This is a genomic window from Tabrizicola sp. (assembly GCF_022842145.1).
Lineage (GTDB): Bacteria > Pseudomonadota > Alphaproteobacteria > Rhodobacterales > Rhodobacteraceae > Tabrizicola.
Genome location: NZ_JALHQD010000011.1, coordinates 18909 through 36146, shown reverse-complemented (window position 1 = coordinate 36146; position 17238 = coordinate 18909). Strand labels below are relative to the sequence as shown.

The following is a 17238-nucleotide window of genomic DNA, read 5'->3' as shown; positions in this document are numbered from 1 at the left end:
GTCACGGGGTCGCGGTGCTCAGCCCGCCGAGCCGTCGCCGGAATCGCCACCGATCCAGCCGGGCGTGAGGTGAAAGCCGATCCGGCGCGGCGGTTCCGCGTCCTCCTGTTTCGGTACGGCGCGCAGGGTCACGGAAAGCTGGCTGACATGCTGGATCAGTTGGGTCTTCCCGCCAAAGTCGTCGCGGCCGTAGAAGGTGATGATGTCCGGTTCGAAGAACCCCAGCCCCTCGATCCGCAGGACCCCGGTCTCGTCCGAGGCAAAGCCCATCGCGATTTCCTGTTCGGCGTCGAGCTGGCTTTCGAAGTTCCGGATATACATCACCAGCCGGTCATGCGCCCATTCCGCAGCACTTTTCGGCTGCGTGACGGCGGGCTTTTTCGCGACGGCCTTCTTGGCCGCAGGCTTCTTTGCGGCAGGAATCTTCTCGGCAGCCTTCGCCATCGCGGTCTTCCTTCTGTGCGGCGCTCAGGCCAGCCCGGCTTCGGCTTCGATCTGGGCCTTCGACTTCCGCGCCCGTTCGGTGGCGGATTTCAACTGCCCGCAGGCGGCCATGATATCCTCGCCCCGCGGCGTGCGAATGGGTGAGGCGTAGCCGGCCTTGTAGATGATATCGGCGAAGGCATGGATCCGGTTCCCGGAAGACCGCTTGTACGGCGCGCCGGGCCATTCGTTGAACGGGATCAGGTTGACCTTGGCCGGGATGCCTTCCAGCAGTTTCACCAGCCGGTAGGCGTCTTCCTTGGTGTCGTTCACACCTTCCAGCATCACGTACTCGAACGTGATCCGTTCGGAGTTCGACAGGCCCGGATAGGCTTTCAGCGCCTCCAGCAGCGTGGCGATATTCCAACGCTTGTTGATCGGGACCAGCTGGTCGCGCACCTCATCCGTGGTGGCGTGGAAGCTGACGGCCAGGAGGCAGCCGATTTCCGTCGCCGTGCGGGCGATTTCGGGAACGACCCCACTGGTGGACAGGGTGATCCGGCGGCGGCCAAGCGCGATCCCTTCGCCATCCATGACGATGTTCATCGCGTCGCGGACGTTCTCGAAGTTGTACAGGGGCTCGCCCATGCCCATCAGGACGATGTTCGAGACAAGCCGCACTTCTTCCTTCGGCGCGCCGGGGACGGGCCATTCGTCCAGATCGTCGCGGGCCAGCATCACCTGACCGACGATCTCGGCCGCGGTCAGGTTGCGGACCAGCTTCTGCGTGCCGGTGTGGCAGAAGGAACAGGTCAGCGTGCAACCGACCTGGGACGAGATGCACAGGGTGCCCCGGTCGGTTTCGGGGATGTAGACCACCTCGACCTCATGCCCGCCGGCGATGCGGACCAGGTACTTGCGCGTCCCGTCTTCGCTGATCTGGCGCGTCACCACCTCGGGGATCTCGATGGTGAAGTTGTCGGCCAAGAGCGCGCGGTAGTCCTTGGCAAGGTTGGTCATCAGCGCGAAATCGCGGACGCCCCAGTGGTAGACCCACTGCCAGACCTGGCCCACGCGCATCTTGGCCTGCTTTTCCGGCGTGCCCGCAGCGATCAGCGCGTCGCGCAGGGCGGCGCGGGTCAGGCCGACGATATTGGTCTTGTCCGACACCGGCAGCTTGCGCGGCAGGGTCATCACGTCCTGAGTGATCGGGGCGGTCATCGTGGCAGATCCTTTCACGGGGCCTTGTCACAGGCGATCTGGATATGGGCGGGATATAGGCGAGGTGCTGCCAAAAGAAAAGCGCCCCGCGACGGGGGCGCTTACCGTGATGTCGCCGAAGATTACGAGCAGCGTTTCCCGGCGTCTTCCATCGCGGCGGTGAAACCGCGAAGCGAGAAGGTGTCCGCCGTCTGCGTGCCTTTGCCCGACCGTGCAGTCAGGGTGGCAGTCGTCCCGGCCTTCAGCGCAGCCAGAAGCTTTGCGTCATCCTCGGCGCTGCCTGGCCAGGCCCATTCGCCGTCGGTGAACAGCTGATAGGTGTTGCCATCGACGACAACGTCCACCGTCGAGCCGCCCGCGAAGGGGTAGCCGCCAGTAAAGCTGATCTCGCCGGGTTTGCCGGGACGGAAGGTGACGAACAAGAGAATGTCGCCACGACGCACGCTGACCGGCTGGCCATCGCGGGTGTTCACCGTCTCCTTCGGCTTCGAGACACCCCAGCATTCCTTGGGGCTTTCCTCGGTGAAGACGTTCCAGTCCGTCATGGTGGCGACGCGATTGGTGGATTCCTGTGCCATCACCGGGGCCTGAGCCACAGCAACGGCGAAAGTGATAGCGGCAACCGCAAGCGTGCGACCGAAAAGGGAAGTCATGTCTGACGCAGCCTCCAAGCTGTCTTCGTTCCTCGCCACGCGCCCGGTCCGGCTGGACCCTTTTGGCTGGCGCGGCGCCGTTCTACCCGATATTCCAGCCATAATCAAAAGCCCTTACCCGCGAAAGCCCCGTGGGCGACAATTCGCGCACATGTGACGGAGACCCAGCGAATGGTGAAAGTGAATGAGGGCGCGGTTCCCGTGCTGGAAGTCTGGCGCGGTGGCCTTTTGGAAAGCACCCATCTTGGCCACGCAGTTATCTGCGACGCCAAGGGTATCGTCGCCGCCTGGGGCAACCCGGAGGCGGTGATCTTCCCGCGCTCCTCGGCCAAGATGCTGCAGGCGCTGCCGCTGATCGAAACCGGCGCGGCCGACGCGCGCGGCCTTTCCCAGGCGCATCTGGCGCTGTCCTGCGCCAGCCACCGGGGCGCGCAGGTCCACGTTGACCTCGCCGGGCGCTGGATCACCGACCTGGGCCTGTCCGAATCCGACCTCCGCTGCGGCGCGCATGAACCCGGCGACCTGACCGAGCGTGACCGGCTGATCCGCGCTGCCGAGAAGCCCTGCCAATTGCACAACAACTGCTCGGGCAAGCATTCGGGCTTTCTGACCGTGACCCAGCACCTCACGGCCGGACCGGAATACATCGAGATCGACCATCCCCTGCAAAAGGCCATCCGCGCCGCAACCGAAGAGGTCACCGAGGAGACGTCGGCGGGCTGGGGCGTCGATGGCTGCTCGGCGCCGAACTTCGCGATGTCGGTGGGCGCACTGGCTCGCGGCATGGCGAAATTCGCGACCGCTCGGGAAGGTCACGGCGCGCGCGAGGATGCCATGTACCGCCTCAGCCGGGCGATGGCGGCGCATCCGCACCTGGTCTCGGGCGAGGGGCAGGCCTGCACCGAACTGATGCGGGCGATGGACGGCCGTGTGGCGATCAAGGGCGGTGCCGAGGCGGTCTATATCGCCATCGTGCCGGAAAAGGGCCTTGGCATCGCGCTGAAAGTCCTCGACGGCGGCTATCGCGCGTCCGAGGCGGCGGTGGCCGCTTTGCTGGCGAAAATCGGTGTTCTTGATCCGGCGCATCCAGCCGCGGTGAAGCGCATGGCCGGCGTGCAGCGCAACTGGCGTGGGCTGGAGACGGGCTTCTACCGGCTGGCCTCGGGCTTTCCCGGTTGATTTGAGAGGCGAAGCAGGTAAGCTTTGGCGATGAACGCTGAAGCGCCGATCCCGTTTCCGCAGCCCGGCCCAATCTCGGACGTGGTCAGTTTTGACCGTAAGGAGCTGGGCCAGATCCTGCGGGTTTATGGCCGGATGGTCGCCGCCGGGGAATGGCGCGACTATGCCATTGCCGCGATGCGCGACCTTGCGGTCTTCGCGATCTTCCGCCGCACCGCCGAGACGCCGCTTTACCGGATCGAGAAACGCCCCAAGCTGCGGGCGCGGCAGGGGCTTTACGCCGTGGTCGGCATCGACGGCCACGTGTTGCGTCGCGGGCATGATCTGGACCAGGTCCTGAAGGTGCTGGAAAAGCGGCTGATCGGCCCGGTCTGACGGAACACTCCTCGTTCGACTTCGTCTTCTCGTCGCTACGGCCCAACCCCCTGAGCCCAAACACTCATCTTAGCGTCGCGTCAGAGCCGCTGCCGCGCCAGCACAAGGCCGCCACCCCCAGCCGAGATGCGCCCGACACTGTCCCGGATCCCCTCATAGGCTACCGACATCGTATGTCCGTTCGCGTGGATCAGCCGGTCCTTGTCCACCACAAGGGCGACATGGCCTTTCCAGAAGATCAGATCGCCCCGCTTCATCGTCTCGTTGGCGGCAAGATTGCGGCCAAGCGCCATCTGCATGTCGCTGTCGCCCGGACAAGGCTTGCCGCAGGCGTGCAGCGACAGCTGCACCAGGCCGGAACAGTCCAGCCCGAACCGCGAATTCCCGCCCCAGAGATAGGGTGTCCCGATCAGGCTTTCCGCCACTGCCACCAGATCATCGGCCCAGTCCCCAAGCGCGCGCAGGTGGCGCATCGGGACATAGCCATGCGGCGTGTTCACCCAGGCCCCCCAGGACCCGATCACCGCCAGACGCGAGCCGAGGCTCAGTGCGGCCTTCTCGGGCGCCTGCACTTGCGGCTCCGAATAAAGATGCGTTCCCGGGGCCGCGACCCAGTGAGTCGGGGCGGGACCCTGGCCAAGATCGCCCTCGGCCATCCAGCCGCAGTAGCCGTCCTTGGTGCACATCACGAACACATGCCCCTTGTCGCGGTCGATCACCGTGACCGTCTCGCCCAGAAGCAGCTGGCGATCCCTTGCACCGCCGGGAGTGGCGCGAAGATTGGCCACCGGCACAGTGACCTGAGCCTGCAGCCCCTCGGTCAGCGGAGCGTCCACGACTCCCGACAGGGAGACATGCGCCACACGTCCCGAATAGGGGGTCAGCCGTCTGTCCATCCTGTGCTCCTCCACTCGTTCACCCACTCCCTGCGCCGACCGTCGCTGCTAACGCGCCAACATGGCGTCCAGCCCCTCCAGCAGGGCCCGCGCGCCCTGTCCGGCCCCACCCTTCGGCCGCGCCGGCTGGTCGCTGGGCGTGTGGCCGTAGATGTCGAAATGCATATAGCGCGGACCTTCCACAAAGCGCCGCAAGAACAGCGCCGCCGTGATCGACCCCGCAAAGCCGAAACCCGGAGCGTTGTCCAGGTCCGCGATCCCCGGCTCGATCACGCTTTCATAGGCGTCATGGAGCGGCAGCCGCCAGACCGGATCGAACCCGGCCTTCGAGCCCGCCTCCAGCGCCTGCGCCAACCCCTCGTCATCGGTGTAATACGGCGCGAGGTCCGGCCCCACCGCCACCCGCGCCGCGCCGGTCAGCGTTGCCATGCTGACCAGCACATCGGGAGCACCTTCGCAGGCATAGGCCAGGGCATCGGCCAGGACCAGCCGCCCTTCGGCATCGGTGTCGTTGACCTCGACCGTCAGGCCCTTGCGGCTGGTCAGGATGTCCTTGGGCTTCAGGGCGTTGCCCGAAACCAGGTTTTCCACGGCGGGCACCAGAACGCGCAGTTGCACCGGCAGCCCCAGCGCCATGATCATCCGCGCGAGGCCCATCACCGTGGCCGCCCCGCCCATGTCCTTCTTCATCAGGTTCATGCCGTTCGACGGCTTCAGGTTCAGCCCGCCCGTGTCGAAGCAGACCCCCTTGCCGACCAGCGTCAGCTTTGGCCCCGTGGTCCCCCAGCGCAGGTCCAGCAGGCGGGGCGCGCGCGGGCTGGCGCGGCCGACGGCATGGATCATCGGAAAGTTCTGCGTCAGCAACTCCTCGCCCCGGATCACGTCAGTTTCCGCGCCGAATTCCGCCGCCAGCGCCAGGAAGGCCGCCTCCAGCTCCGCTGGACCCATATCCTCGGCCGGGGTGTTGATCAGGTCGCGGGTCAGCGCCTCACCCGCAGCCATCGCGACAAGGCGGGCGGCGTCCAGCCCTTCGGGGCAGACCAGACGGGGCAGGGTGGGGGACTTCTTCTTCGGACGGTAGCGGTCGAAACGGTAGCCAGACAGAAGCCAGGCCAGCGCGGCCTCGACCCGTTCTGCCGGGTCAAGCTGTCCCTCCAGCCGCCAGTCGCCCTGCGGCAGGCCTGCAATCGCTTTCGCCAGCCCGAAGCGCAACCGCCGCCGCGCCTGAGCGGTGCCATAGCCTGCCACCGCGCCCGCCACGCTGCCGTCCGGTCCCGGCAAGAGCCGCACCTCACCCAATCCGGCCTCGAAACCGGTCGCGGTCAACCAGGCCGCCCAGGCCTGGCCGGGGCCCGCCAGATATGCTTCCACCTCCTCGGGCCGAAGGACATGGAACGGCCTTGCGGCGGCTGAGGGGTCGGCGAAGGCGAAAGTGCTGGTCATCGGGGTTCACGTCTGGGGTAAGGTCGCATCAGTTGCCGGAGTATTCCGCGCAAGATCAAGCCTTTCCAGAGATCTGACGAGCTTGTGCGAAAATTCCCCCTTCCACCCGGCCGGCAGGATGAAGCGCAGGGATTGCACCAGTCCACGTCCCTGCAACTGCGAAGTGCGCGGGCGTCGCCCTAGAAGGTCTGGTCGGCCACCCCGACTTCGGTCGTCAGCGAACGTTCGGCGACCCGCATCAGCCGCGCCCAGACCGCCGAGAACGCGGTTCCGTCCGCACGTTCCAGGCAGATCTTCGCGTCGCCTGCCACAGTGGCCAGGCTGAGCAAACCCAGGTCCGCCGCCATGCGCCCCAGACGCGACAACTGCCGCGACAGGTCCTTCAGATCCTGACCACGGACCTTTTCCGCAATGCCCGCCATCGTCAGCGCCAATTCCCCCAAGGCCCGCGTCACCATCTGCTCGGCCACCGGCGCCCCCAGATTGCGGTAGATCACCGCGATTGCCTCGACATCCTGACGCACGACCTCTCGTGGCCTGAGAGCGGCTATCTCGCCCATCACGAACACCCAATTTCATTCACACCCAGGCGCAGATTGGCCTGTCTTGCTGAACAATTGGTTGCCCCAGCCCAAGCCACCGGGGAATTTGCCCCTCGAATTTTCTGCAAATGCGGCATAGGCAAGGGGGGTTACGAAGGACTCACCCACAATGACCACCCATATCCGGCCGCTTCCAACCTATCTGGTCCAGCGCTTTCACGGCTGGCGTGCCACGACCTACCAGGACAACCGCGCCTGGTATCGCCGGCTTGCAGAAAGCGGCCAGCATCCACGGGCGATGGTGATTTCCTGCTGCGACAGCCGGGTGCATGTCACCTCGATCTTCGGTGCGGACGAGGGCGAGTTCTTCATCCACCGCAACGTCGCCAATCTGGTGCCGCCCTACAACCCGGACGGCGAATATCACGGCACCTCGGCGGCGGTGGAATATGCGGTCACGGGCCTTGGCGTCGCGCATATCGTCGTGCTCGGCCATTCGAACTGCGGCGGCGTGAAGGGCTGCCATGACATGTGCCGGGGCCATGCGCCGCACCTGGAGGAGAAGACCAGTTTCGTCGGTCGCTGGATGGACATCCTGCGTCCCGGTTTTCAGAAGGTGTCGAACCTGCCTGACGACCAGATCCTGCCCGCACTGGAAAAGCAGGCGGTGCTGACCAGTCTGGAGAACCTGCTGACCTTCCCCTTCGTGAAGACTGCGGTCGAGGATGACCGGCTGACCCTGCACGGCCTGTGGACCGACACGGGCGAGGGCGGGCTGGAAAGCTACGACCCAACGCGGGGCGGTTTCTTCCCGGTGTGACCTTTCAAGTCAGAAATGCAAAAGGCCCGGCGGATCGCTCCACCGGGCCTTTGCGTCTTGGCGAAGGGTCAGCCCGCAGCGGTCACCGCACGGCCGGTCAGGACCTTGACCAGGTTCGCGCGGTAGGCAGCCGAGCCGTGGAGGTCAGTGTTCATCCCCGCCGGATCGACCGTCAGCCCGGAAATGGCCGAGGCCGAGAAGTTGGCTGACAGCGCGGCCTCCGCCTCTTTCCAGCGGAAGACGCCGTCGTTGCCTGCGCCGGTCACCGCAACGCGGACCCCGTTCGCGAACTTCGCGACGAAGACCCCGGTCAGGGCAAAGCGGCTGGCGGGCTGGTTGAACTTCACATAGGCCGCCTTCTGCGGAATCGGGAAAACCACTGACGTGATGAACTCCCCCTCCTCCAGCGCCGTGGTGAACAGGCCCTGGAAGTAGTCATCCGACCCGATCCTGCGCTTGTTGGTCACCACAGTCGCGCCGGAAGCCAGCACGGCAGAGGGATAGCAGGCCGCCGGGTCGTTGTTGGCGATCGACCCACCAATCGTGCCGCGTGACCGCACTGCCGGGTCGCCGATGCCACCGGCAAGCTCGGCCAGCGCCCGGTAATGCGGATGGGCGTCCTTGGCGACAACGGCATGAGACGTCGCCGCCCCGATGTGCAGCCCACCGTCGCCGGTGCAGACGCCCTGCATCTCGGCAATGCCGGTCAGGCTGACCAGCACGCCGGGCGCGGCAAGCCGCTGCTTCATCGTCGGGATCAGCGTCTGCCCGCCCGACAGGGCCTGCGCCCCCTCACCGGCCAAAGCATTTGCCGCGTCCGCGATGGTCGAGGGTTTTGCGAAGTCGAAGTTGTGCATGGTGTCCCCCTTAACCGTTGATCGCCGACCAGACCCGCGACGGCGAGACTGGCATGTCGATGTGCTTCACGTGAGTGTGCCCCCCGCGATGCAAGGCGTCGATCACTGCGTTGACCACAGCCGGCGGTGAGCCGATGGCCCCCGCCTCGCCGCAGCCCTTCACGCCCAATGGGTTGTGGGTGCAAGGCGTCTGGCAGCTGTAGTCCACGTTGTAGAACGGCACATCCTCGGCCCGCGGCATCGGGTAGTCCATGTAGGACCCCGTCAGAAGCTGGCCGTTTTCGTCATAGGTGGTGAACTCCAGCAAAGCCTGGCCGATCCCCTGACCCACGCCGCCATGCACCTGACCCTCGACGATCATCGGGTTCATCACGTTGCCGAAGTCGTCGGCGCAGTGGAAGGCGACCACCTCGACCTTGCCGGTCCCCTCGTCCACCTCGACCTCGCAGATATAGGCGCCGGCGGGGTAGGTGAAGTTGGCCGGGTCGTAGAAGGCCGTCTCCTCCAGCCCCGGTTCCAGCGTCTCCAGCGGGTAGTTGTGGGGCACGTAAGCAGAGAACGCGATCTCGCCGAAGGTCTTGGCCTTGTCGGTCCCCGAAACGCTGAACTTGCCATCCTCGAAGGTGATGTCGCCCTCCGCCGCCTCCAGCATGTGGGCCGCGATCTTCTTGCCCTTGGCGATGATCTTGTCCACCGCCTTGGTCATCGCCGTGCCGCAGACCGCCAGCGACCGCGAGCCATAGGACCCCATCCCGAACGGGATCTTCGAGGTGTCGCCATGCACGATGTCGACCGAAGACTCCGGGATCCCCAGCTTCTCCGCCACGATCTGCGCAAAGACCGTCTCGTGACCCTGCCCGTGGCTGTGCGCCCCGACCATGACCGAGATATTCCCGGTGGCGTTCACCCGCACCGTCGCCGCGTCAAAAAGCCCGACGCGAGAGCCAAGGATGCCCACAAGATTGGACGGCGCGATGCCGCAAGCCTCGATCCAGGTCGACAGCCCCATGCCGCGCAGCTTGCCGCGCGCCTTCGACTCTGCCGCGCGCTTTTCGAAGCCAGCCACGTCGGCCATCTGGACAGCCTTGTCCAGTGTCGCCTGGTAGTTGCCGGTGTCGTAGAGCAGCCCCACGGGCGACTGATAGGGGAACTGATCTGGCGTCAGCAGGTTCTTCCGCCGAACCTCGAACGGGTCAAGCCCCAGCTCGCGGCACATCTGGTCGATGACCCGTTCCAGCGAATAGGTCGCCTCGGGGCGGCCCGCGCCACGGTAGGCATCCACCGGGGCCGTGTTGGTGAAAACGGTTTTCACGTTCACATAGACATGCGGCACCTTGTAGGGCCCCGACATCAGCGTGCCATGCAGGAAGGTGGGCGTGGCGGTCGAGAAGTTCGACAAGTACGCGCCCACGTTCGCCAGCGTCTCGGTCCGGATCGCCAGGATCTCGCCGTCCTTGGTGCAGCCAAGCTCGATCTTGGTCACATGGTCGCGGCCATGCGCGTCGGTCAGGAAGCTTTCGGACCGCTCCGCTGTCCAGCGCACCGGGCGGCCCAGCTTCTTGGCCGCAGCCAGAACCAGCGCCTCTTCGCCGTAGTGATAGATCTTCGAGCCGAAGCCGCCGCCCACGTCGGGGGCCACCACGGTCAGCTTGTTCTCCGGAATGCCCAGCACGAAGGCCGCTACCAGAAGCCGCGTCAGGTGCGGGTTCTGGCTGGTCGTCGTCAGTTTGTAGTCCCCCGTCCCCGGGTTGTACTCGCCGATGGAGGCCCTGGGCTCCATCGCATTCGGGATCAGCCGGTTGTTCACCAGGTTCAGCGTCACGACATGCGGTGCCGCCTTCATCGCCGCATCGACCGCCGCGCGGTTATCTTCGATCCAGCCCCAGTCGAAGCAGACGTTGTCCGGGATCTCGTCATGGACGCGGTTCGAGGCATCGGCCACCGCCGCCTTCATGTCGACGATGGCAGGCAGCTCCTCGATCACCGAATCCTCGGCCAGCTGCTCCGCTGCATCCTTTGCCTGCGCGACAGTCTCGGCAATCACGGCCGCGTAGGCGTCGCCCACATGGCGCACCTTGCCGTGGGCCAGCACCGGGCGCTTGGGTTCCCGCATCGGGGTGCCATCGCGGCTGTTGATCAGCCAGCCCGCCGGGTTGCCGCCAACATCCTTGAAATCCTCTCCGGTGAAGATCGCCAGCACGCCCGGCATCGCCGACGCCTTGGTGGTATCGATCTTCCCGATCCGCCCATGCGCCACGTTCGACCGCACGAACACCGCCGCGGCCTGCGCATGCAACGCCATGTCGTCGGTATAAACCCCGCGACCGGTCAGAAAGCGGATATCCTCGCGGCGCTTCGACGACGCGCCAATTCCATGATCCTTCGGCATCCGATCCCCCCTATTCCGCTGCCAAAGCCGAGACGTCCTGCCCGCTGGCAGCCATCACGGATTTGACGATGTTGTGGTACCCGGTGCAGCGGCAGATGTTGCCCTCCAGGTAGTGACGCACCTCATGTTCGGTGGGCCTGGGGTTCTCGGCCAGCAGGGCTGCCGCCGACATCACCATGCCCGGCGTGCAGAAGCCGCACTGCAGCCCGTGATGATCCTGGAACGACTGTTGCAATACGCTGAGCGAGCCGTCGGCATTCGCCATGCCTTCGATCGTCTTGACCGTCGCCCCGGCCACGTCCGAAGCAAAGACGGTGCAGCTTTTCACCGGCTTGCCGTCCACGTGCACCACGCAGGCGCCGCACTGGCTGGTGTCGCAGCCGACATGGGTGCCGGTCATTCCCAGACCTTCGCGCAGGAAAGAGGACAGCAGCGTCCGCCCTTCCACTTCCCCGGAAACGGCCTTGCCGTTCACGGTCATCGAGACCTTTGTCATTCGTATTCCTCCCTGGGTCGTCCTAGGTATTCGCGTCTTGTTGGTCGCGTGCCGTCGGTTCAGCCGATCAGGCGTTTGAACCAACCCTTCTTCTTTTCCCCCGAATCGGCAACAGCTTCTTCGGTCACATTTTCCGGCTCTTCCTCGGGCTCTTCCACGGCCGCCTGGAAGCGGGTGAAGAACTCGTCGGCCAGCTTCTTGGCGAAGCTGTCGATGATCCGGCTGCCCAGCTGGGCGATCTTGCCGCCGACATTGGCCTCGGCCTCGTAGGTCAGGCGGGTGCCGCCATCGATCGGCTCGAAGCTGACGTTGGCCCCGCCCTTGGCAAAGCCCGCCACGCCGCCCTTGCCCTCGCCGCTGATCTTCAGGGACTTGCCCTCGATGATGTCCGACAGCTGCACCAGCCCGGTGAAGGTGGCGCTGACCGGGCCGACCTTCTGCTTCACGACGGCCTCATAGCCCTCGGCCACCGATCCGGTCAGGCTTTGGCAGCCGGGAATGCATTCCTTCAGAACTTCGGGGTTCAGGATGGCATCCCAGACCGTTTTCGCGTCGGCCTTGATTTCGCGGGTATCACTCAACAGCATGGAAAACTCCCCCTCTTGGGCCGCAGACTAGGGCGCAAGGGGGCCTCCGGCTATGCTGCCTAAGTCGTAGGCTGGTCACAGATGGGCGACCACCGCTTCCAGCGCCCGGGGGTCGATGGGCTTGTACAGGATTTCGATGCCTGCCTTCGCCGCCAGGTCCTGCAAAGCGGCCCCGCGATCCGCCGTGATAAGGCGGGACGGCACCGGCCCATGTTCCACCCGCAGCGTAAGCAAAGCCTCGATCCCGGTCATGCCTTCGCCCAGCTGGTGATCGACGATGAAGATGTCGGGCAGAATTCCGATCTCCTCAATCAGCGCCACGGCCTCCTCGCCCGAGGCCGCTTCCAGCACCGTCATCCCCCACTTTTCCAGCAAAAGCCCCAGCGCGCGACGCAGTTCGGCGTCGTTCTCCACCAGAAAGGCGATCTTGTCCGCCGCCACCGGCCCCCGCCGCCGTTCCGGCACCTCCACCTGCACCGGCAGGTCCGGCCCTTCGGACAAGGGCACCTGCACCATGAAGCAGGTCCCGCGCCCGACCTCGGAGTTCAGCCCCAAGGGATGGCCCAGAAGTGCGCAGGCGCGTTCCACGATGGCGAGGCCCAACCCCATCCCCTCGCTGGCCGAGGCGCGGGCGTTCAGGCGGTGGAACTCCTTGAAGATGTCGTTCTGCGCGTCCTCCGGGATGCCGGGCCCGGTGTCCCAAACCTCCAGCCGCACCACGCCGCCCCGCCTGCGCACACCGACCAGCACCCGGCCCCTGGTCGTGTAACGGATCGCGTTGCCGATCAGGTTCTGCAGGATGCGCCGCAGATAGGCCGGATCGCTTTCCACCGTGGCGCTGCAAGGCACCACGGTCAGCCGCAGGCCCTTCGCCGCCGCCATCGGTGCGAATTCCTCGGCCATCGTGCGCAAGAGCCGGTCCAGGCTTACCGCCCCCACGCTGACCGCCGCCTTCCCCGATTCCAGCTTCGAGATGTCCAGCAAAGCGTCCAGCAGCCCCTCGACCGACATCAGCGCGTTCTGCGCCTTCTCAAGCGCAACCTGCGCCCCCCGGTCCAGCCCCTCGCCGGCAATCGAGCTGATGAACAGCTTCGCCGCCGACAGCGGCTGCAACAGATCGTGCGAAGCCGCTGCAACGAACCGGGACCGGCTGGCATTCGCGCGTTCGGCATGGGCCAGCGCATCCTCCAGCTCCAGCGTCCGCTCCATCACGCGGGCTTCCAGCGTCTCGTTCGCCCGGCTCAGCGCCACCAGCGCCGCCCGTTCCGCCGTGACATCGGTGAAGCTGAGGACGAACCCACCGTCCGGCATCCCTTGGGCAAAGACGTCCAGGATCAGCTCCTCCCCCCGCCTGACCGCGAACTCCAGCGGGGCCCGCGCCGCCCCAGCCACCCACGCCATAAGCGCGCCCGGAGTCATCCCCTCGAACTGTACCGGCAGCCGCCCGAACACCGCTTCGAACGAGGCACCGATCCGCAGCCGCCCCATCGGCAGCGACAGGAGCGATCCCAGCCGCCCATTCCACCCCACCAGCCGCGCCTCGGCGTCGAAGATGCCGACACCCTGGTTGATGTGGTCCAGCGTGGCGCGGATCACCCGGGCCTGGTCGTCCAGAAGCTTCCCGCGCTCGTGCCGTTCCGCCAGAATGATGTCCGTCACATCGGTCTGCAGGATCACCGTGCCCCCGTCGGCCGTCCGGTGTTCGCTGACCTGCACCCAGTGGTCACCGCCCAGCCGCACGTTGAAGATGACATGCCGGTCCTTGTGCCGCCGCATCCGCGCTTCCGCCCAACCGTTCGGGCTTTCCCCCTCCAGCGCCAGAAACGGAGACCGGCTGACCATCGCCACATAACCCGCGAACCCCAGCCCCGGCTGCAACTCGGCGTGCACATCCGGCATGTGCATCGCAAAGCGGCTGTTGCACATGACCAGCCGGTCCTCGCGGTCGAACAGCGCGAACCCCTCCTGCACCGTCTCGATCGCGTTGGACAGGTTCTGCCGCGCCGTCTCGGCCTCTCGCGTCGCCTCGGCCAGCCGCGCATTGGAGTCGTTCAGAAGGTCCAGCGCCCGGCCCAGGTCCTGCGTCCGCTCGCGCACCTGGTCCTCCAGCAGCGCCGCCCGCTGGAACTGGGCATAGGCCGCGCCACTGTCGTCGGTCGCCTGCTCCACCCGCCGCATCAGCGCCTCGGCGATGGTCAGCAGCTTCTCGGCCCGCCGTTCGGCGCTGTCAGCCGGGTTGATCAGGGTTTCGATCATGAACCGACCTTCGGCGGATAGATCGCCACCCCGGTCATCGTCTGGTTCACGTGCATGGAATTGAGCTGCTCGCCATAGGTGGAAAACCCCACCACCCCATGCGCCTTCAGCAAGGCGGAAACCGCGCCAAACCGCTGGTTCTCCTCTGCCGCGATCCGTCGCAGGATGCAGTCGCAGGCCAGGATCGCTGGCCGCACCCCGTCCGACAACCCGCGCAGAGCCTCGTCCAGATGCGCGGCCATGTCCAAGGGCTCGGCCAGGGTCAGCACCAGCCCCTCGTCGATGGCGGAAAAGAACACGAGGTCCCCATTGGGCGCCATTCGCTGGATCGCGCGGACATGGTGACTGCCACCGATCCGCACGACCACGGGGTGGGCTGCAAAGGTGAAGGTCGTCAGCTGCCCCGGGTCCTTGCCCAGCAGTCGCGCATATTCCTGCGCCGCCGGTTCCGCGTTGATCTGGTGGACCACGCGCCGCGCGGGGTCTGCCCCGGTGACGACCATCCGGCGATTGGTGGGGGTCAGGTGGTTCAGGCTGAACACGCGCACCTTGCAGGCCGTCCTGACCATCATCAGGACCGCCCACCCCTCCCGGAAAAGCCCATCCTGCAACACGAAGGTCGCGCCGAACCGGGTTCCGTCCCCCGCCGACCCCCCGAAGAGCGGGACCGGGCCCAACCCGGGACCCAAGGCTGCAGTCAGTTCGTCCTCGCGGATCGACATGCCGTCGACCATCAGGAAGGCGAACTCGTCCTCCCACCCGCCATGCTTGCGCGCCAGCCCCGCCCGCGCCCGGATCAGGCGTCCGATCAGCTCCTGCCCGTCCAGCGCGGCAAGGTCGATCCCCAGGCATTCCACCGCAAAGACCGCTGCGGGCAAGGCCACGGCGACGATCTCGCCTTCCGCATAGCCCTCGGGCGAGATTTCCCCAGCCGTGGTGCAGCCGATCACCGTGACGCCGGGAAAAGCCGTCTCCAGCCCGCTTGCCACCATGGCGCGGTCTGCCTCGGGCGAGACGAACAGGATGACCGCCGCGAACGGCCCCGGTCCCAAGCCCCGCGCCAACTGCGCCAAGGCGTCAGGGTCGCGCGCACCGACATGGGCGCGCGGCATCACCGCAGCAGCAAGGGCCAAGGGCGCAGACATCCGGCTTCTCCCCTCCAAGGGCCGATGCTACGGCGCGCCGCCTGACCGGGGCAAGGCCCCCGCCGTCCTCATCTCATCCATCCTCGGGCATGAGGCTGGAGAAGTTCGTCTCCCGCGCGATCAGCACCGCCTGCGTCCGGCTTTGCACCCCCAGCTTGCGCATGATCGCGGTGACATGAGCTTTCACGGTCGTCTCGGCGATGGACAGCTCATAGGCGATCTGCTTGTTCAAAAGCCCCTCGCAGATCAGTTGCAGGATCTTCGCCTGCTGCCGGGTCAGCAGCGCGAGCCGCCCGATGACCTCTTCCTTCGCCGTGGCCTTCGATTTCCCCTCCGGGACCGGCTCGTAGCCTTCGGGCAGGAACCGCCGCCCCTCGCGCAGCGCGTCGAAGGCCGCGCGAAACACCTCGCGCCGGGAATGCTTCGGCACGAAGCCAGCCGCGCCGGCCGCCAGACAAGCCCCGATCACCCGGTTGTCGGCAAGGGATGACACCACCAGCACCGGCACGCCCGCCGCCGCCTGCCGCAACCGGATCAGCCCGTCGATCCCGTTCACGTCCGGCAGGTTCAGGTCCAGCACGATGGCATCCGGCGCAGGGGTCAGGTCGATGCGATGGATCGCCGTCTCCAGCCGATCGGCCGTCTCGATCTCTTCGATCCCGGCGACGGATTTCAGCGTCATCGACAGGGCATCGCAGAACAAGGGATGGTCGTCGACGATCAGCGCCGAATGCATCGGCCGGGCCTCGCCTGTGGGAACCATCGTCATCTTGACCGCCTTCGGGTGCCAGGTTCCCTGCAACTCTATCTTGCGGGCCCGGCCGGGGATACAGGCCAATAGTCCTATTTGCGGCCTGACTGCCGTGGGGGCAGCTTTACCTTGGGATGTTGTACCCTTGTCGGAAGACGGTCAGGCGCTTAGTCCTGCAGCACAGGCCCGCGATAATGGAACGCTTCACGCTCCGAAGCGTCTGCAAAGGGCGAATTCCGCCCGACTGCACAGGACCGCGATGCCAAAGACCCCGAACCACTTGTTCCGCGCACTTTTCACGCTTTTGGCCTGGCTTGTCGCGACAAGCCTGGTGGGGGCTCTTTTGCGGCAGGACGGATCCGGCTCCATCGTCGAACTTGTAGGCTTTCTGGGTTCGAACCCGGCCTGGAACGTTCTCGCGGGGCTCTCGGTCCTGGCGTTTGCCACCCGAGCCTTCGGTTTTCGCGGGCTGGGCTTCGGTCCCCCGGACGGCTGGGCAATGGCAAAGCTGGTCTGGTTTCCGATCCTCACGCTGGTGCCCTTCTATGCCATCGCGCTGGCCATCGGACTGCCACCCCCGCGGGTGATGCTGTTTCTGGCGGTGAACACGGCGCTGGTCGCCCTTTCGGAAGAGTGGATGTTCCGCGGTGTCCTGTTTCAGGCCCTGCAATCCAGGCTCCGCATCTGGCCTGCGGTGGCGTTGACCTCGGTGCTGTTCGGGTCGATCCACGTGCTGAACGCCTTCGCGCTGGGCGATCTCCGCATCGCGGCGGCGCAGGCGGTGGCCGCGACAATGACCGGGTTCCTGCTGATCGCTCTCATGCTGCGGACAGGGTCGATCTGGACGGCGGTCGTCTATCACATGGTCTGGAACTTTGGCATCCTCCTGGTGGTCTATGAGACCGCAGGGAACCCTCTTCCCGAGGGACCCCTGCCGCTTTCGGCCTATCTGGTGCCGATCCTTGTCGTGCTGCCGAACTTCCTTTTCGGCTTGATCCTGCTGCGAAAGCTGCGCCACGATCCGGCGACGGTGCGGGAAGTGCTGACCAAGGATGCCTAACGGGCCGTAAATGCCCGCGGACAAGCCCTTGCAATCGTTGTCAGATATTTCGCGCCCAGCGTGGTCATGCAAAACCGGGCCGCCGCAAAATCGCCCGTTCCCCCGGCTTGCAGCGGCGACTGGTCACACCCATCTGCGATGTGTA

17 protein-coding genes are annotated in these 17238 nt (G+C 65.9%); 4 read left to right on the top strand and 13 right to left on the bottom strand.

Translation table 11 applies throughout. The features are described 5' to 3' along the window. Positions 1–18: 18 nt before the first annotated feature. From Q0C42_RS19960 to Q0C42_RS19950, 3 genes are all read right to left on the bottom strand, one after another. The gene (locus Q0C42_RS19960) at positions 19–444 is read right to left on the bottom strand and encodes a DUF6173 family protein (RefSeq protein WP_295080270.1); all 426 of its coding nucleotides are present in this window, start codon (positions 442–444) and stop codon (positions 19–21) included. 24 nt (positions 445–468) lie between these two features. After that, complete coding sequence (rlmN, locus tag Q0C42_RS19955; RefSeq protein ID WP_295080268.1) at positions 469–1644, bottom strand: 23S rRNA (adenine(2503)-C(2))-methyltransferase RlmN; 1176 nt, start codon at positions 1642–1644, stop codon at positions 469–471. Positions 1645–1766: 122 nt separating this feature from the next. Then, a complete protein-coding gene (locus tag Q0C42_RS19950; RefSeq protein WP_295080265.1) occupies positions 1767–2297 on the bottom strand; it encodes an invasion associated locus B family protein in 531 nt (176 codons plus the stop codon). Positions 2298–2468: 171 nt separating this feature from the next. On the opposite strand from Q0C42_RS19950, the gene Q0C42_RS19945 reads away from it, so the two are divergent. Together Q0C42_RS19945 and Q0C42_RS19940 are read left to right on the top strand one after the other, a co-directional pair. After that, positions 2469–3476 carry an asparaginase gene (locus tag Q0C42_RS19945; protein WP_295080262.1) on the top strand — a complete coding sequence of 336 codons (1008 nt, stop codon included), beginning with the start codon at positions 2469–2471 and terminating at the stop codon, positions 3474–3476. Positions 3477–3506: 30 nt separating this feature from the next. After that, positions 3507–3851, top strand: a complete 345-nt coding sequence (locus Q0C42_RS19940) for a DUF2794 domain-containing protein (protein WP_295080260.1) — start codon at positions 3507–3509, stop codon at positions 3849–3851. A gap of 80 nt (positions 3852–3931) precedes the next feature. Here the strand turns inward: Q0C42_RS19940 and Q0C42_RS19935 are convergent, their stop codons facing one another. The 3 genes from Q0C42_RS19935 to Q0C42_RS19925 all read right to left on the bottom strand — a co-directional run bounded on the left by Q0C42_RS19935 (position 3932) and on the right by Q0C42_RS19925 (position 6750). Continuing rightward, positions 3932–4747, bottom strand: a complete 816-nt coding sequence (locus Q0C42_RS19935) for an NlpC/P60 family protein (protein ID WP_295080258.1) — start codon at positions 4745–4747, stop codon at positions 3932–3934. A 48-nt stretch (positions 4748–4795) separates the two neighbouring features. Further along, positions 4796–6190 carry a M17 family metallopeptidase gene (locus tag Q0C42_RS19930; protein WP_295080255.1) on the bottom strand — a complete coding sequence of 465 codons (1395 nt, stop codon included), beginning with the start codon at positions 6188–6190 and terminating at the stop codon, positions 4796–4798. 179 nt (positions 6191–6369) lie between these two features. Then, entirely contained in the window at positions 6370–6750 is a 381-nt protein-coding gene (locus tag Q0C42_RS19925; protein ID WP_295080253.1) for a hypothetical protein, read from the bottom strand. Between the two features lie 151 nt (positions 6751–6901). On the opposite strand from Q0C42_RS19925, the gene Q0C42_RS19920 reads away from it, so the two are divergent. Continuing rightward, positions 6902–7552: a carbonic anhydrase gene (locus Q0C42_RS19920; protein ID WP_295080250.1), complete on the top strand. Its 651-nt coding sequence runs from the start codon at positions 6902–6904 to the stop codon at positions 7550–7552. Positions 7553–7620: 68 nt separating this feature from the next. Here Q0C42_RS19920 and Q0C42_RS19915 read toward each other — a convergent pair whose 3' ends face one another. From Q0C42_RS19915 to Q0C42_RS19885, 7 genes are all read right to left on the bottom strand, one after another. Beyond that, entirely contained in the window at positions 7621–8409 is a 789-nt protein-coding gene (locus Q0C42_RS19915; RefSeq protein WP_295080247.1) for a xanthine dehydrogenase family protein subunit M, read from the bottom strand. Positions 8410–8419: 10 nt separating this feature from the next. Next, positions 8420–10798 (bottom strand): xanthine dehydrogenase family protein molybdopterin-binding subunit, encoded by a 2379-nt coding sequence (locus tag Q0C42_RS19910; protein ID WP_295080245.1) that lies wholly within the window; start codon positions 10796–10798, stop codon positions 8420–8422. 10 nt (positions 10799–10808) lie between these two features. Further along, positions 10809–11294, bottom strand: a complete 486-nt coding sequence (locus Q0C42_RS19905; protein ID WP_295080242.1) for a (2Fe-2S)-binding protein — start codon at positions 11292–11294, stop codon at positions 10809–10811. Between the two features lie 59 nt (positions 11295–11353). Further along, complete coding sequence (locus Q0C42_RS19900) at positions 11354–11881, bottom strand: CoxG family protein (RefSeq protein ID WP_295080239.1); 528 nt, start codon at positions 11879–11881, stop codon at positions 11354–11356. A gap of 75 nt (positions 11882–11956) precedes the next feature. Next, a complete protein-coding gene (locus Q0C42_RS19895; protein WP_295080236.1) occupies positions 11957–14137 on the bottom strand; it encodes a PAS-domain containing protein in 2181 nt (726 codons plus the stop codon). Further along, a complete protein-coding gene (locus tag Q0C42_RS19890; protein WP_295080502.1) occupies positions 14134–15249 on the bottom strand; it encodes an FIST N-terminal domain-containing protein in 1116 nt (371 codons plus the stop codon). The genes Q0C42_RS19895 and Q0C42_RS19890 overlap by 4 nt, the downstream gene beginning before the upstream one ends. Before the next feature lie 106 nt (positions 15250–15355). Next, positions 15356–16051 carry a response regulator transcription factor gene (locus tag Q0C42_RS19885; RefSeq protein ID WP_295080233.1) on the bottom strand — a complete coding sequence of 232 codons (696 nt, stop codon included), beginning with the start codon at positions 16049–16051 and terminating at the stop codon, positions 15356–15358. A 262-nt stretch (positions 16052–16313) separates the two neighbouring features. Here Q0C42_RS19885 and Q0C42_RS19880 point away from each other — a divergent pair, with 262 nt between their 5' ends. Next, entirely contained in the window at positions 16314–17093 is a 780-nt protein-coding gene (locus Q0C42_RS19880; protein WP_295080230.1) for a CPBP family intramembrane glutamic endopeptidase, read from the top strand. The last annotated feature ends 145 nt before the right edge of the window (positions 17094–17238 follow it).

Excerpts from the sequence above, each read along its gene's own strand:
- Q0C42_RS19960 (WP_295080270.1), bottom strand. The coding sequence starts at position 444 with ATGGCGAAGGCTGCCGAGAAGATTCCTGCCGCAAAGAAGCCTGCGGCC.
- rlmN (WP_295080268.1), bottom strand. The coding sequence starts at position 1,644 with ATGACCGCCCCGATCACTCAGGACGTGATGACCCTGCCGCGCAAGCTG.
- Q0C42_RS19950 (WP_295080265.1), bottom strand. The coding sequence starts at position 2,297 with ATGACTTCCCTTTTCGGTCGCACGCTTGCGGTTGCCGCTATCACTTTC.
- Q0C42_RS19945 (WP_295080262.1), top strand. The coding sequence starts at position 2,469 with ATGGTGAAAGTGAATGAGGGCGCGGTTCCCGTGCTGGAAGTCTGGCGC.
- Q0C42_RS19940 (WP_295080260.1), top strand. The coding sequence starts at position 3,507 with ATGAACGCTGAAGCGCCGATCCCGTTTCCGCAGCCCGGCCCAATCTCG.
- Q0C42_RS19935 (WP_295080258.1), bottom strand. The coding sequence starts at position 4,747 with ATGGACAGACGGCTGACCCCCTATTCGGGACGTGTGGCGCATGTCTCC.
- Q0C42_RS19930 (WP_295080255.1), bottom strand. The coding sequence starts at position 6,190 with ATGACCAGCACTTTCGCCTTCGCCGACCCCTCAGCCGCCGCAAGGCCG.
- Q0C42_RS19925 (WP_295080253.1), bottom strand. The coding sequence starts at position 6,750 with ATGGGCGAGATAGCCGCTCTCAGGCCACGAGAGGTCGTGCGTCAGGAT.
- Q0C42_RS19920 (WP_295080250.1), top strand. The coding sequence starts at position 6,902 with ATGACCACCCATATCCGGCCGCTTCCAACCTATCTGGTCCAGCGCTTT.
- Q0C42_RS19915 (WP_295080247.1), bottom strand. The coding sequence starts at position 8,409 with ATGCACAACTTCGACTTCGCAAAACCCTCGACCATCGCGGACGCGGCA.
- Q0C42_RS19910 (WP_295080245.1), bottom strand. The coding sequence starts at position 10,798 with ATGCCGAAGGATCATGGAATTGGCGCGTCGTCGAAGCGCCGCGAGGAT.
- Q0C42_RS19905 (WP_295080242.1), bottom strand. The coding sequence starts at position 11,294 with ATGACAAAGGTCTCGATGACCGTGAACGGCAAGGCCGTTTCCGGGGAA.
- Q0C42_RS19900 (WP_295080239.1), bottom strand. The coding sequence starts at position 11,881 with ATGCTGTTGAGTGATACCCGCGAAATCAAGGCCGACGCGAAAACGGTC.
- Q0C42_RS19895 (WP_295080236.1), bottom strand. The coding sequence starts at position 14,137 with ATGATCGAAACCCTGATCAACCCGGCTGACAGCGCCGAACGGCGGGCC.
- Q0C42_RS19890 (WP_295080502.1), bottom strand. The coding sequence starts at position 15,249 with ATGCCGCGCGCCCATGTCGGTGCGCGCGACCCTGACGCCTTGGCGCAG.
- Q0C42_RS19885 (WP_295080233.1), bottom strand. The coding sequence starts at position 16,051 with ATGACGATGGTTCCCACAGGCGAGGCCCGGCCGATGCATTCGGCGCTG.